This window comes from Mesorhizobium sp. M8A.F.Ca.ET.021.01.1.1, from assembly GCF_003998025.1.
Lineage (GTDB): Bacteria > Pseudomonadota > Alphaproteobacteria > Rhizobiales > Rhizobiaceae > Mesorhizobium.
In genome coordinates this window covers 1-11,744 of the sequence record NZ_RZSJ01000144.1, presented here as the reverse complement: position 1 = coordinate 11,744, position 11,744 = coordinate 1, and the positions used below count along the sequence as shown (strand labels likewise).

The 11,744-nt window shown below is 62.0% G+C and carries 18 protein-coding genes, 1 other RNA gene and 1 pseudogene; 10 read left to right on the top strand and 10 right to left on the bottom strand.

All coding sequences use genetic code 11. The annotated features are described in order from the left end of the window. Positions 1-63 precede the first annotated feature (63 nt). The 3 genes from EOA36_RS13940 to EOA36_RS13930 form a co-directional block, all read right to left on the bottom strand. A complete protein-coding gene (locus EOA36_RS13940) occupies positions 64-1,254 on the bottom strand; it encodes a VWA domain-containing protein (RefSeq protein ID WP_127278132.1) in 1,191 nt (396 codons plus the stop codon). Between the two features lie 2 nt (positions 1,255-1,256). Next, on the bottom strand, positions 1,257-1,703 hold the full coding sequence (locus tag EOA36_RS13935) for a GNAT family N-acetyltransferase (RefSeq protein WP_127278131.1): 447 nt from the start codon (positions 1,701-1,703) through the stop codon (positions 1,257-1,259). Between the two features lie 92 nt (positions 1,704-1,795). Continuing rightward, on the bottom strand, positions 1,796-2,635 hold the full coding sequence (locus tag EOA36_RS13930; protein ID WP_127278130.1) for a MoxR family ATPase: 840 nt from the start codon (positions 2,633-2,635) through the stop codon (positions 1,796-1,798). 144 nt (positions 2,636-2,779) lie between these two features. Between EOA36_RS13930 and ssrS the strand changes: the two genes are divergently transcribed. From ssrS to EOA36_RS13900, 6 genes and pseudogenes are all read left to right on the top strand, one after another. Then, positions 2,780-2,935: non-coding RNA, 6S RNA (gene ssrS, locus EOA36_RS13925), on the top strand. Between the two features lie 96 nt (positions 2,936-3,031). After that, on the top strand, positions 3,032-3,619 hold the full coding sequence (locus EOA36_RS13920; RefSeq protein WP_127278129.1) for a 5-formyltetrahydrofolate cyclo-ligase: 588 nt from the start codon (positions 3,032-3,034) through the stop codon (positions 3,617-3,619). Positions 3,620-3,689: 70 nt separating this feature from the next. Further along, positions 3,690-4,514 carry a YmdB family metallophosphoesterase gene (locus tag EOA36_RS13915; RefSeq protein WP_127278128.1) on the top strand — a complete coding sequence of 275 codons (825 nt, stop codon included), beginning with the start codon at positions 3,690-3,692 and terminating at the stop codon, positions 4,512-4,514. A 78-nt stretch (positions 4,515-4,592) separates the two neighbouring features. Next, positions 4,593-5,360 (top strand): TerC family protein, encoded by a 768-nt coding sequence (locus tag EOA36_RS13910; RefSeq protein ID WP_127278127.1) that lies wholly within the window; start codon positions 4,593-4,595, stop codon positions 5,358-5,360. Positions 5,361-5,393: 33 nt separating this feature from the next. Beyond that, positions 5,394-5,636 (top strand): annotated as a pseudogene (locus EOA36_RS13905) (BrnT family toxin); the annotation flags it as partial. Continuing rightward, on the top strand, positions 5,617-5,904 hold the full coding sequence (locus EOA36_RS13900) for a BrnA antitoxin family protein (RefSeq protein ID WP_127278125.1): 288 nt from the start codon (positions 5,617-5,619) through the stop codon (positions 5,902-5,904). The pseudogene EOA36_RS13905 and the gene EOA36_RS13900, both read left to right, overlap by 20 nt. Before the next feature lie 5 nt (positions 5,905-5,909). Here EOA36_RS13900 and EOA36_RS13895 read toward each other — a convergent pair whose 3' ends face one another. The 4 genes from EOA36_RS13895 to EOA36_RS13880 are packed head-to-tail and all read right to left on the bottom strand — an operon-like array spanning position 5,910 to position 7,717. Next, the gene (locus tag EOA36_RS13895; RefSeq protein WP_127278124.1) at positions 5,910-6,377 is read right to left on the bottom strand and encodes an SRPBCC family protein; all 468 of its coding nucleotides are present in this window, start codon (positions 6,375-6,377) and stop codon (positions 5,910-5,912) included. A gap of 22 nt (positions 6,378-6,399) precedes the next feature. Continuing rightward, a complete protein-coding gene (locus EOA36_RS13890) occupies positions 6,400-6,762 on the bottom strand; it encodes a hypothetical protein (protein WP_127278123.1) in 363 nt (120 codons plus the stop codon). A gap of 50 nt (positions 6,763-6,812) precedes the next feature. Further along, a complete protein-coding gene (locus EOA36_RS13885; protein WP_127278122.1) occupies positions 6,813-7,205 on the bottom strand; it encodes a VOC family protein in 393 nt (130 codons plus the stop codon). A 29-nt stretch (positions 7,206-7,234) separates the two neighbouring features. Next, positions 7,235-7,717, bottom strand: coding sequence for an SRPBCC domain-containing protein (locus tag EOA36_RS13880; protein ID WP_127278121.1), 483 nt, complete (start codon positions 7,715-7,717; stop codon positions 7,235-7,237). Positions 7,718-7,768: 51 nt separating this feature from the next. Here EOA36_RS13880 and EOA36_RS13875 point away from each other — a divergent pair, with 51 nt between their 5' ends. The 3 genes from EOA36_RS13875 (at position 7,769) to EOA36_RS13865 (ending at position 9,356) form a co-directional block, all read left to right on the top strand. Next, entirely contained in the window at positions 7,769-8,092 is a 324-nt protein-coding gene (locus tag EOA36_RS13875; RefSeq protein WP_127278120.1) for a helix-turn-helix domain-containing protein, read from the top strand. A gap of 200 nt (positions 8,093-8,292) precedes the next feature. Beyond that, complete coding sequence (locus EOA36_RS13870) at positions 8,293-9,042, top strand: YebC/PmpR family DNA-binding transcriptional regulator (protein WP_127278119.1); 750 nt, start codon at positions 8,293-8,295, stop codon at positions 9,040-9,042. Between the two features lie 17 nt (positions 9,043-9,059). Next, entirely contained in the window at positions 9,060-9,356 is a 297-nt protein-coding gene (locus tag EOA36_RS13865; RefSeq protein WP_032934919.1) for a SelT/SelW/SelH family protein, read from the top strand. A gap of 24 nt (positions 9,357-9,380) precedes the next feature. Here the strand turns inward: EOA36_RS13865 and EOA36_RS37270 are convergent, their stop codons facing one another. The 3 genes from EOA36_RS37270 to EOA36_RS13855 form a co-directional block, all read right to left on the bottom strand. Continuing rightward, a complete protein-coding gene (locus tag EOA36_RS37270; protein WP_167531406.1) occupies positions 9,381-9,542 on the bottom strand; it encodes a hypothetical protein in 162 nt (53 codons plus the stop codon). Between the two features lie 62 nt (positions 9,543-9,604). Further along, the gene (locus EOA36_RS13860) at positions 9,605-10,084 is read right to left on the bottom strand and encodes a DUF1772 domain-containing protein (protein WP_189343584.1); all 480 of its coding nucleotides are present in this window, start codon (positions 10,082-10,084) and stop codon (positions 9,605-9,607) included. 1 nt (position 10,085) lies between these two features. After that, entirely contained in the window at positions 10,086-10,913 is an 828-nt protein-coding gene (locus EOA36_RS13855; protein WP_127278118.1) for an NAD(P)H-binding protein, read from the bottom strand. 120 nt (positions 10,914-11,033) lie between these two features. Here EOA36_RS13855 and EOA36_RS13850 point away from each other — a divergent pair, with 120 nt between their 5' ends. Continuing rightward, positions 11,034-11,663: a TetR/AcrR family transcriptional regulator gene (locus EOA36_RS13850; RefSeq protein ID WP_127278117.1), complete on the top strand. Its 630-nt coding sequence runs from the start codon at positions 11,034-11,036 to the stop codon at positions 11,661-11,663. The last annotated feature ends 81 nt before the right edge of the window (positions 11,664-11,744 follow it).

Sequence of the window (11,744 nt, the reverse complement as noted above, 5' to 3'; positions counted from 1 at the left end):
CTGGGAGAAGTGCCCGGCAGGGCGATAAGGGGCAGCGCCAGCCTTGTCCTGTATCTCCGACAACTAATGCTTTCTGGAAAGCTGCTTCGTCGCGGCTTCCAGCCCGGCCAGTGTCAGCGGGAACATGCGGCCGCCGAAGATGTCGCGAATCATGGCGATGGAATGCGTAAAGCCCCAATTCCTTTCACTCTCCGGATTCAGCCACACCGCGTTCGGCCATTGCTGCAGGAGCCGGCCGAGCCAAACGCTGCCCGCCTCGGGATTCCAGTGTTCCACCGAGCCGCCGGGGTGGGCGATCTCGTAAGGGCTCATCGAGGCATCGCCGACGACGATGACTTTATAGTCGGGGCCATATTTGTGGATGAGGTCAAACGTCGGAATCACCTCGGCATGGCGGCGGCGATTGTCCTTCCACACGCCTTCGTAGAGGCAGTTGTGGAAATAGAAATATTCGAGCTGGCGGAATTCGGCGCGAGCCGCCGAAAACAGCTCCTCGACGCTCTTGATGTGATCGTCCATCGAGCCGCCGACATCGAAGAACATCAGGAGCTTCACCGCATTGCGACGCTCGGGCCGTGTCTGGACGTCGAGATAGCCGTGCTCGGCGGTGGCGTGGATGGTGCCGGGCAGGTCGAACTCTTCCTCGGCGCCTTCGCGCACCCAGCGGCGCAGACGCTTCAGCGCGATCTTGATGTTGCGGGTGCCGAGTTCGACGGCATCGTCGAAATTCCTGAATTCGCGCTTGTCCCAGACTTTTACCGCGCGCCGGTTGCGGCTTTCAGCTTGCCCGATGCGCACGCCTTCGGGGTTGTAGCCATAGGCGCCGAAGGGCGAGGTGCCGCCCGCGCCGATCCATTTCGAGCCGCCCTGGTGGCGGCCCTTCTGTTCCTTGAGCCGCTGCTTCAGCGTCTCCATCAGCCTGTCGAAGCCGCCAAGCGCCTCGACCAGTCTTTTCTCCTCCTCGGTCAGGTGCTTATCGGCGAGCCGGCGCAGCCATTCCTCGGGAATGTCGGCGAAGTCGACGGCATCCGGGCCGCCGAGCGCCTCGATCCCCTTGAAGACATGCGCGAACACCTGGTCGAAGCGGTCGATATGGCGCTCGTCCTTCACCAAAGCGGCGCGGGCGAGATAGTAAAAACCCTCGACGTCATAATCGACAAGCCCGGCTTCCAGCCCTTCGAGCAGAGAGAGGTATTCCCTGAGCGAAACGGGAACGCGCGCTGCCTTCAGTTCAAGGAAGAAGGGGATGAACATGACTACAACAGATCATACTCGATAAAGCCGGTCCTACGCGCGACGTGGTCGTAGAGCTTGCGCGCGGTGGCGTTGGTCTCGTGCGTCATCCAGTAGACGTTTTTCACCCCGATCTTGCCGGCCTCCTGCTTCACGGCTTCGATGAGGGCCGCACCGATGCCCTTGCCGCGCACATCCGGGTCGGCGAACAGGTCCTGCAGGTAGCAATTGTTTTTCTCCGACCAGCCGGAGCGGTGATAGAGGTAGTGGGTGAGGCCGACGGCCTTGCCGTCGAGGGTCGCGATAAAACCCTTCGGCTCGAATTCGCCTGTCGTGAACAGCCGCTTCCAGGTGATCGCGTAGACCTCTTCCGGCAGCTTGGTTTCATAGAAGGTCAGATAGTCGGTCCACAAGCGGCGCCAGTCGGCGTGGTCGGATTGCGCGAGCGGGCGGACAACAATCTCAGACATTTCATCTCCTCCGAAGGGTTCTGGCCGATGCTGACGTGCTCTGCGGCCGGCGGCAACGGTCCACATCAGGGGAAAGTGCTATTGCTGCCTTGCTATTGCTGCCGCCTGGCCATGAAGGCCAGCCGCTCGAACAGATGCACATCCTGTTCGTTCTTCAGCAGGGCACCGTGCAGCTTGGGCAGCGCGTTCTTGGCGTCGGCGCGCAAATCCTCGGGCGCGATGTCATCGGCGACCAGCAGGCGGATCCAGTCCAATGCCTCGGAGGTTGACGGCTTCTTCTTCAAGCCCGGCACGTCGCGAATTTCGTAGAACTGGGTGAGGGCGGCGCGCACCAGGTTCTGCTTGATGCCGGGATAATGGACATCGACGATCCGGTGCAGCGTATCGACGTCGGGAAAGCGGATATAATGGAAGAAGCAGCGGCGCAGGAAGGCGTCCGGCAGTTCCTTCTCGTTGTTGGAGGTGATGATGACGATCGGGCGGACGGCGGCGCGGATGGTCTCGCCGGTCTCGTAGACGAAGAACTCCATCCGATCGAGTTCCTGCAGGAGATCGTTGGGGAATTCGATGTCGGCCTTGTCGATCTCGTCGATGAGGAGCACGACCTTCTTGCCAGCCGCGAACGCCTCCCAGAGCTTGCCGCGCTTGATGTAGTTCTTGATGTCGTTGAACCTGACATCGCCGAGCTGGCTGTCGCGCAGCCGCGACACGGCGTCGTACTCGTAGAGACCTTGCTGCGCCCGTGTCGTCGATTTGACATGCCATTCGATGAGGTCGAGGCCGAGTGCCGCCGCCACCTGGCGGGCTAGTTCGGTCTTGCCGGTGCCGGGCTCGCCCTTGACCAGCAGCGGCCGTTCCAGCGCTATCGCCGCGTTGACCGCCACCATCAGATCCTTGTCGGCGACATAGGCCGCCGTGCCTTCGAAACGCATTTTTGCTCCTTGGTTCATTCCGGGAACCGTAAGGAGGCCCTCCGGTCCGCGCAAGGGCGGGCCTGCAAAGGCGATGATGCCGACCGGTGTGGAAAGAGCACCGTCTCTCTGGCGCTTGTGTCACCATCGGCCTATATTGATCGAGGCGGTCTGCGCTTCCCGGCAGGAGACACTTTTCCCCGGGGCCTTAACGATCCTTAGGGAGCTGTCCCTGGGAAGACCCGTGGGCTTTCTCACACGGCGCCCACCTACTTTGTAGGCACCCGGGATCGACCTCTCCACCGGTTGTGTGGACCGTCACTTGTCGCAAGGCGTCCACCCATCCTGGCGGATGATGCGGTGGAAAACGTCGCGCTTGAGACGTCACACAGCTCTGACCTTTTCTACCTTGGCCGCATGACCTCTCCCAAAGACCTGAAAAAGCAGCTACGCCTCGAGGCACTCGCTCGCCGCGACGCGCTCGACGAATTCTGGCGGGTCGAGGCCGCGCTCGAAATGGCGGAGACGGCGCGCGACCATCTGGAGATCGGGCCTGGCCAGATCGTCTCCGGTTTCTGGCCGATGCGCTCGGAGGTCGATGTCAGGCCGCTGATGTTCGCCTTGCGTGAGCGGGGCGCACGGCTCTGCCTGCCTGCCATTCTCGACAAGACCACCATCGTCTTTCGCGAACTGGTGCGTGGCGCGCCGATGGTCGACATGGGTTTTGGCACGGTCGGACCGCACGCGGAGGCCGAGGTTCTCGACCCCTCGGTCATGCTGGTGCCGCTCGCCGCCTTCGACGCACGCGGCCACCGCATCGGTTATGGCGCCGGCTATTACGATCGCGCGATCGCGAAGCTCGTCGACAAGGGGCATACGCCCCGGCTGATCGGCATAGCCTTCGACTGCCAGGAAGTGGCGCAGGTTCCGGACGAGAACCATGACGTGATCATCCCGGAAATACTCACCGAGAGCGGGTTGCGCCGCTTCACGCCAAAATTGTAGATAATGGAGGCATGATCTTTTCGCGGATGTCATGCGGCATTTGCTTCGCTGACTTTCGGTGCAGGATCATATGAGACTTCTCTTCCTCGGTGACATGGTTGGAAAAACGGGACGCACGGCGGTGTGGGAACAGCTGCCTGGCCTGATCTCGGACTTCAAACTCGACTTCGTCATCGTCAATGGCGAGAATGCCGCCGGCGGCTTCGGCATCACCGAAGAGATCTTTCGGGAGACCATCGCTGCAGGCGCCGATGTCGTCACCACCGGCAACCATGTCTGGGATCAGCGCGATGCGCTGGCCTTCGCGCCGCGCGAGCAGCGGTTCCTGCGGCCCTCCAATTTTCCCAAGGGTACGCCCGGGCGCGGCTCCGGCGTCTACATCGCCAAAAACGGCGCGCGCGTGCTGGTCGCCAACATCATGGGCCGAGTATTCATGCATCCCGAGCTCGACGATCCGTTCCAGGCCGGCGAGCGTGAGCTTGCAGCCTGTCCGCTCGGCGAGCAGGCCGATGCGGTGATCATCGACTTTCATGCGGAAGCGACCTCGGAAAAGATGTGCTTCGCGCATTTCGTCGACGGCCGCGCCAGCCTGGTCGTCGGCACCCATACGCACCAGCCCACCGCCGATCACCAGATCCTCAATGGCGGCACCGGCTATCTGTCGGATGCCGGCATGTGCGGCGATTATGATTCCTCGCTCGGCATGGACAAGGAGGAACCACTCAACCGGTTCCTGTCGAAAGTACCGAAAGGGCGTTTCGAGGCAGCGACCGGCCCGGCGACCTTGTGTGGGGTCGGTGTCAATATTTCCGATCGTACCGGACTGACCGAGAAGATCGCGCCGTTTCGTCGCGGGCCGAGACTGGAAGAAACGGCTCCGTCGTTCTGGTCGTGACATTGATATAGGCGCGCGCAGTACCTAACTGCCGACGACATCTGCTTCAGATCGTTAAAAGAGGGGACAACGACCTCCATGCAGCTTATCGAATTTCTTGCGCCGCATTTTCAATTCGTTTCCGATCCAACCGCATGGGTCGCCTTGCTGACGCTGGTGGTGCTCGAGATCGTGCTCGGCATCGACAATCTGATCTTCATCTCCATCCTGACCAACAAGCTGCCCGTGGACCAGAGGGCTCGTGCGCGCCGGCTCGGCATCTCGGCGGCACTGATCATGCGCCTGCTGCTGCTCGCCACCATTTCGGTCATCGTCCAACTGACGACGCCGGTCTTCACCGCGTTCGGCCACGGTTTCTCCTGGCGCGACCTGATCCTGATCGCCGGCGGCCTGTTCCTGGTGTGGAAGGCGACCAAGGAGATCCACCACACGGTCGATCCCGACGACCACAAGGACACGATGATGGGAGAGACGCTCAAGATCTCGCTTGCCGGCGCGATCTTCCAGATTCTGCTGCTCGACCTCGTCTTTTCGATCGATTCCATCATCACCGCCGTCGGCATGACCGACGAGATCGCCATCATGTACATCGCGGTGATCGTGGCCGTCAGCGTGATGATGCTGGCGGCGGGTCCGCTGGCCAACTTCATCGCCAAGAACCCCAGCATCGTCATGCTGGCCCTGGGCTTCCTGTTGATGATCGGCATGACGCTGATCGCGGACGGCATGGGCTATCATGTTCCCAAGGGCTACATCTACGCGGCGATGGGTTTTTCGGCGCTGGTCGAGGGGCTCAACATGCTGGCGCGGCGGCGCAAGAAAGCGAAATCCGGCGACGGGCATTAGAGCGCGGACGCCACAGTCTGACGCAACCTTGCCAAACATGGGGTTGCATTCGATCTCGCCCAGAAGGTGTTCGATGACCCGCTTCATCTTATCGTGCCTGACCGCTTCGAAGACGGTGAGCAACGATGGCATGCGATCGGGATGGTCAAAACCGTAGTGGTTCTGCTGGTTGTCCATACCTACCCGGATCGCGAAGCTGAAGAGCGGGTTCGGATTGTCAGGGCTCGGAAAGCGACGCCGCATGAAAGGAGGCGCTATGAGCAGGAAGGACCTTAGCCACGACCAGCGAGACCAGCTTGCAAAGCTGGCCGATTTGCCTGACAGCGAGATTGATACTTCCGATATTCCAGAGGCTCCGGCCGAGAACTGGATACATGCCCGTCGTGGGCATCTTTACCGCCCAATTAAGCAGCCGGTGACCATTCGGCTCGATGCCGACGTGCTCTCCTGGTTCAAGGAACATGTCGGAGGTGGGGGCTATCAAACCGAGATCAATCGCGTGCTCCGCCACCATGTGATCGAACAGGAAAAACGGCGATCCTGAGTCGTTTAACCTGCCGGTACCCCCCTCGGGTGACGATCACCGATGAGGCTCAGGGTCAGGCCCTGCTCCAGCCAGGCCTTGGCGCCGGCGAGCACCAGCGTGAAGCCGCCGGTTGAGCCGACCGCTTCTTTCACCTGCTCGTCGCCATTGCCGGTAAAGCCAAAATTCCCGACTTCGAGGAATGTCGCCTCGCCAGGCATTTCAGTGAAGGTCCAGACCACAGTGGTCGGCGGGTCGCTCCACGTCATGACGATCTTCTTGTCCCGGACGATCTCGCTGACGTCGACGGTCGTCGAGACGCCATACATGCGCCACTCCCACTGAACAGGCTTGCCACCGTCAAGCCGGCCGCTGCCATGGGTGAACCAGAAGCGGGTCGTGATCGCCGGATCGACGATGGCCTCGAAAACATCAGCGACCGGCCGCCGGATCAGCATGGCGGCTTCGGCTGTCGGTGTTTCACGGATTTCCATGGCGATCTCCTTTCGAATACGCTCACCAGGCGTCGGGTTCGCGCACCATATGAATGATGTTGGCCGGATTGGTGATCCAGCCACCACGGAAACCCTCGCCCAATGGCTCGATGGCATCGCAACGCACAACGCCTGCCTTGGCCAGATGATCCGCGGCGCCCGGAAAATCCTGCGTGAAAAGCTCCAGCCAAATCTCGGCCTGGCTCATCATCGGCACTTCGTCGATCCACAGCCGGTTAGGCCCAAGTTCGAAGCCGATCGCCGGCGGCTTGGCGGTGAACGGCTTGAGGCCAACGACGTCGCGGTAGAAGGCGATCGTCGCTTCGTACTGGTGCGACGGCACCTTCATGGCGATGTTGATGCCGCCGGTGATCTTCGCGGTCATGGTTCCCGTCCTTGTTGGGGTGCTGGTTGGCTGGTTCAACTGGCGTTCCGTCATGGCAGGTTGATCTGCCAGGAGACGCCGAACCTGTCGTTCAGCCATGCGAAGCGGCGGCTAAAGCCATAGTTGTCCGGCGGCATCAGGAAGCCGCCTCCCTTCGCCAAGGTTTCGACGATGCGCTCCAGCTCCTGTTCGGAGGAACAGTCGACATAGAGCGAGAACGACGGCGTGAAGGTGAAAGCGTGGTGAACAGGGCTGTTATAGACCGTCACCTCCAGGCCGCAGATGGAAACGCGCGCGAGTTTGAGCATACCTTCCGCGCCGTCTTCACCGGAACCGTAACGTGTGACGTCGAGGATGCTACTGTCGGGAATGGCCTCGCAATAAAGGGTCATTGCCTCTTCGGCCTTGCCCTCGAACATCAGGAATGGCCTTACTTTCGTCATTGCGGGTTCTCCCCTTTTCCTATCGTCGTTCAAACATTGGCCTCGCTGGCGGGTTCGCCCCTCATCTCGCTGCGGTAATAACCGTCGCGCAGATTGATGCCGTATTCGACATAGGCCTTCATGCAGGCCAGCATCTGCGACCAGCCCTCGCAATTCAGGTAGGACTTCTTCAGGCCGACCGCGCCTTCCTGCCAGCCGCTCTCGGCGATGGTGACGAAGGTGCCGCCATCGTCGAGCGGCTCGAAATTCATCTCGATGCGGGTCTTGTAGGCGGGCTTGCCGTCGGTGTCGGTGGCATCCCAGCGCAGCACGATGCGGCTGTCCTTGACCACTTCGTCGACCTCGACCGGCACCTTGCCCCACCAGACGACACCCGAACCGGCAACCAATGGCGCGCTGGCGCCGCCGATGGTGGTGAAATAGCCGCTGAGCTTCTTCGGATTGACGACCGCGTCAAAGACTTCGGCGACCGGTTTGCCGATGCGCCCTGAAACACTGAATCCAAGAGACATATCCACAGCTCCTTGCTTGATCGCGACAACGATATGTTATAGAAACATAACATGTCAAGCCGATCGCAAGACGACAATGTTTTCAAGGCGCTGGCGCATCCGCGCCGGCGCGAAATACTGGATCAGTTGAAAGACGAGCCAAAGACCACCGGCATGCTGTGCGATGCCTTTCCCGCCATCGACCGCTGCACCGTCATGCTGCATCTCAAGGTGCTGGAGGAGGCGGATCTGATCGTTGCGCGTCGTGACGGACGCGAGCGCTGGAACCATCTGAATTCCCTGCCGATCAAGCAGATCCACGACCGCTGGATCAGCCAGTATGCCGGCCACGCGCTCAGCATCATCGACCGGCTGAGGTCCGATCTGGAAGCATAGACAAGGCCGGGATCGCCGTGGCGCGGCGCGGCTGGACGAATTGAGCCGATTTATCTATAAGCCGGCCATTCCGACAAGGAGCGCCGCGCGTCCACCCGGACGCATCAGGGTCGTTCTGAAATTTTGAATTCGAGCCTTTTGCAAAGGCGAGGTGACGCATCTCGCGGCAAGGGGCTCTAGCCGAACACGACAGGGGTGCCATGGCTGGCCATTCACAGTTCAAGAACATCATGCACCGCAAGGGCCGTCAGGACGCGGTGCGGTCGAAAATGTTTTCCAAGCTGGCGCGCGAAATCACCGTTGCCGCCAAGAGCGGGACGCCCGATCCATCGATGAACCCGCGCCTGCGCCTGGCGATCCAGAACGCCAAGGCCGTGTCGATGCCGAAGGACAACATCCAGCGCGCCATCAACAAGGCCTCGATGGGTGATGCAGAGAATTACGAAGCCGTGCGCTACGAAGGGTATGGTCCAGGTGGCGTCGCCGTGATCGTCGAGGCACTGACCGACAACCGCAACCGGTCGGCGTCCAACGTCCGCGCCGCCTTCACCAAGGCCGGCGGCGCGCTCGGCGAAACCGGATCGGTGTCGTTCATGTGGGACCGCGCCGGCGAAATCTACTATCCGGCCTCGGCCGGCAGTGCCGACAAGATCATGGACGCGGCCATCGAAGCCGGCGCCGACGATGTCGAGTCGGACGAGGAAGGCCACACGATCTATTGCGCCTTCGAGACTCTCGGCGAGGTGTCCAAGGCACTTGAAGCCTCGCTCGGCGAGGCCGAATCGGTCAAGGCGATCTGGAGGCCGCAGAACAATGTCCCCGTCGACGAAGAGCGGGCGCAGTCGCTGATGAAACTGGTTGCGACGCTCGAGGACGATGACGACGTGCAAAGCGTGTACGCCAACTTCGAAGTCGATGACGAGACCTTGGCCAAGCTCAGCGCGGCGTGAGTGAAGCCCGATCCGACATGAGCAAAGCTCGGTTGCCCGCCATCCGCATCACCTACTGCACGCAATGCCAATGGCTGTTGCGTGCCGGCTGGATGGCGCAGGAGCTGCTCTCCACCTTCGGCACCGATCTCGGCGAGGTGACGCTGGTGCCGGGCACAGGCGGCATCTTCACCATCTCCTGCAACGATGTGCTGGTCTGGGACCGCAAGCGCGACGGCGGTTTTCCGGACGCGGCTAAACTCAAGCAGTTGGTCCGCGATGTGATCGATCCGGATCGTGATCTCGGCCACGCCGACCGTAAGGCGAAGAGCTGAGATTTTGCTGCGAAAGCAGGACCATCATTTTCCGGGCCGGCGTCCGAAAACAGCACCGATGCCGGCACCGATCGCGATGCCCACGCCGACGCCGAGGGCCGAATCATCCATCGCCGCGCCAAGGGCAGCACCGAGGCCAACGCCGATCGCGATGCCGATGGCCATGGTCGAATAGGGGTCGTTCACGGCTCTTCTCCCGATAATGCTTGCGGCCGCCGCAACGCCCGATGCGGCGGCCCGCAAACATGTCAACGCGAGGCGAACCAGAAGGATGCCATCGCCACGATGGCGGTGACGGTGCGGACGTGGTTCCACATCACCCAGTCCCTGAGAAAGTCGGACCAGACCGCGGCACCATTGCTGCTGGCTGGATCGACTGCGGCCAGTGCATCGTTGAGCGGCACGTTGAAGACCATGGTCACGATCGGGTTGCCGACAAGATAGATAAGCGCGCCGGCGAGTAGCCAGAACGAACCCGGCTGGCTCCAGCCGATGATCGCGCCGGCGACGAGCACCAGGCAGATCAGCCCTGTGCCGAAAAGGGCGGTCATGAACATCGGCGTGATGACGGTGACGTTGATCGAATTCATGGCGGCGATGCCGCCCGCCGCCGGCAGACGGGCAAATGCCGGCATGACGAAATTGGAGAAGGCGAAGAACACGCCGCCGACGACGCCTGCGCCCAGGGCCGCGATGAAGGTGAGGCTGGGGAGAAGTTTGGCGATCATGTCAGTTGCTCCAGATGCCGGTTGCGGCGGTTTCGGTTGCGTAGGCGGAAAAGTCCCTGGGCTGGCGGCCGAGCACGCGCTGGACGCCGTCGGCGAGGGCCTCGTTGCGGCCGTCGAGAACTTGCGTGAACAGCTCGTTGAGCAGCCAGGCGAACTCAGGCGGCAGGTCATGCGCGGCGACCGCCGTGGTGAATTCGTCATGCGAGATACTGACAAAGCGGATATCGCGCCCGGCGGCCCTTGCGATCTCTGCGACCGCGTCGGCGAAACTCAGCAGCCGCGGTCCGGTTAGTTCATAGAGCAGGCCGACATGGTCGGGCTCGGTCAGCGTGACGAAGGCCACTTCGGCGATGTCGTCGGCATCGACAAAAGGTTCGCCGACAGGCCCGACCGGCAGCGCCACCTCGCCCGCCAGCAGCGGCTCGATGAGAAAACCTTCGGAGAAGTTCTGCGAGAACCAGGCGCAGCGCAGGATCGTCCACTCCGCGCCCGAGGCCTTCAGCATCTCCTCGGCGCGCTGGGCCTCGTGCTCGCCGCGCCCCGAGAGCAGCACCAGCCGGGTGACGCCACTGGCCACCGCAAGCCGGGAGAAGACGCCAACGGTTTCGGCGGCACCCGGCACGGCGAGGTCTGGATAGTAGCTGATGTAGACGGCGTCGACGCCATCGAGTGCGGGTCCCCAGGTGGCGGGAACTTCCCAGTCGAAGCGCGGCGCGCCGGAGCGCGAGCCGATGCGTACCGGCACGCCATGCGCGGTCAGCCGCGCCGCGAGACGGCTGCCGGTCTTGCCGGTGCCGCCGAGGATCAGGATTGGTTTGGTATCAGTCATGTCATTTTCTCCGCGTCAAAACATGAGTAATCCTCACATTTGCAAAACGTGATAAACCCTCGTATTTTGTAAGTCAAGTCATTCCCCGCGATTTGCCGAGCGGGTTTGTTGGAGACAGTCATGGACGGCACAGCGGCCAACGATCAGATTGCCTCGCCACGCCGGGCGCCGAGCCAGCAGCGCAGCCGCGAGCGGGTCGAGCGCATGCTGGCCGCCGCCTCGGCGCTGATCGCGGAGCAAGGCAGCGATGCCATGCGCATGGGCGAGGTGGCGGAACGGGCAGAGGTGTCGATCGGGTCGCTCTACCAATTCTTTCCGGACAAGCGGGCGATCGTCTGGGCGCTGGCCGAACGCTACACCGTGGAAAGCCAGGCCTGCATTTCGGCGGCGTTGAAAGACGTCAACGACGCCGAAGGGCTTGGCCGGGCGTTCTCGGAGCTGGTCGACATTTATTACGGGTTGTTCCTGGCCGAGCCGGTGATGCGCGACATCTGGTCGGGCACGCAAGCAGACAAGGCGCTGCGCCAGCTCGAGCTCGCCGACAGTCGGGCCAATGCCGAATTCCTGGTCGCGGTGCTGAAGCGGCTACGCCCCGGCGCCGACCCCGTCTCCCTGGAGACCACGGCGTTTCTCGTCTGGCAGATGGGCGAGGCGGTCATGCGCTTGGCGATCTCGGTCGAGCGGCAAGAAGGCGACAGGCTGGTCGCCGCCTACAAGCGCATGGCGCTGCGGGAGCTGCTGGCCGAGTAGAGAAGCCTTGAACTTCCCATAGTTTCAACATCTGGTGAAGCCGCCAAGGACGGAGCCCCTCTCCCCCGTCACTATACGGGG

Coding starts and splice junctions, on each gene's coding strand:
- EOA36_RS13940 (WP_127278132.1), bottom strand. CDS start 1,254: ATGTTCATCCCCTTCTTCCTTGAACTGAAGGCAGCGCGCGTTCCCGTT.
- EOA36_RS13935 (WP_127278131.1), bottom strand. CDS start 1,703: ATGTCTGAGATTGTTGTCCGCCCGCTCGCGCAATCCGACCACGCCGAC.
- EOA36_RS13930 (WP_127278130.1), bottom strand. CDS start 2,635: ATGCGTTTCGAAGGCACGGCGGCCTATGTCGCCGACAAGGATCTGATG.
- EOA36_RS13920 (WP_127278129.1), top strand. CDS start 3,032: ATGACCTCTCCCAAAGACCTGAAAAAGCAGCTACGCCTCGAGGCACTC.
- EOA36_RS13915 (WP_127278128.1), top strand. CDS start 3,690: ATGAGACTTCTCTTCCTCGGTGACATGGTTGGAAAAACGGGACGCACG.
- EOA36_RS13910 (WP_127278127.1), top strand. CDS start 4,593: ATGCAGCTTATCGAATTTCTTGCGCCGCATTTTCAATTCGTTTCCGAT.
- EOA36_RS13900 (WP_127278125.1), top strand. CDS start 5,617: ATGAGCAGGAAGGACCTTAGCCACGACCAGCGAGACCAGCTTGCAAAG.
- EOA36_RS13895 (WP_127278124.1), bottom strand. CDS start 6,377: ATGGAAATCCGTGAAACACCGACAGCCGAAGCCGCCATGCTGATCCGG.
- EOA36_RS13890 (WP_127278123.1), bottom strand. CDS start 6,762: ATGACCGCGAAGATCACCGGCGGCATCAACATCGCCATGAAGGTGCCG.
- EOA36_RS13885 (WP_127278122.1), bottom strand. CDS start 7,205: ATGACGAAAGTAAGGCCATTCCTGATGTTCGAGGGCAAGGCCGAAGAG.
- EOA36_RS13880 (WP_127278121.1), bottom strand. CDS start 7,717: ATGTCTCTTGGATTCAGTGTTTCAGGGCGCATCGGCAAACCGGTCGCC.
- EOA36_RS13875 (WP_127278120.1), top strand. CDS start 7,769: ATGTCAAGCCGATCGCAAGACGACAATGTTTTCAAGGCGCTGGCGCAT.
- EOA36_RS13870 (WP_127278119.1), top strand. CDS start 8,293: ATGGCTGGCCATTCACAGTTCAAGAACATCATGCACCGCAAGGGCCGT.
- EOA36_RS13865 (WP_032934919.1), top strand. CDS start 9,060: ATGAGCAAAGCTCGGTTGCCCGCCATCCGCATCACCTACTGCACGCAA.
- EOA36_RS13860 (WP_189343584.1), bottom strand. CDS start 10,084: ATGATCGCCAAACTTCTCCCCAGCCTCACCTTCATCGCGGCCCTGGGC.
- EOA36_RS13855 (WP_127278118.1), bottom strand. CDS start 10,913: ATGACTGATACCAAACCAATCCTGATCCTCGGCGGCACCGGCAAGACC.
- EOA36_RS13850 (WP_127278117.1), top strand. CDS start 11,034: ATGGACGGCACAGCGGCCAACGATCAGATTGCCTCGCCACGCCGGGCG.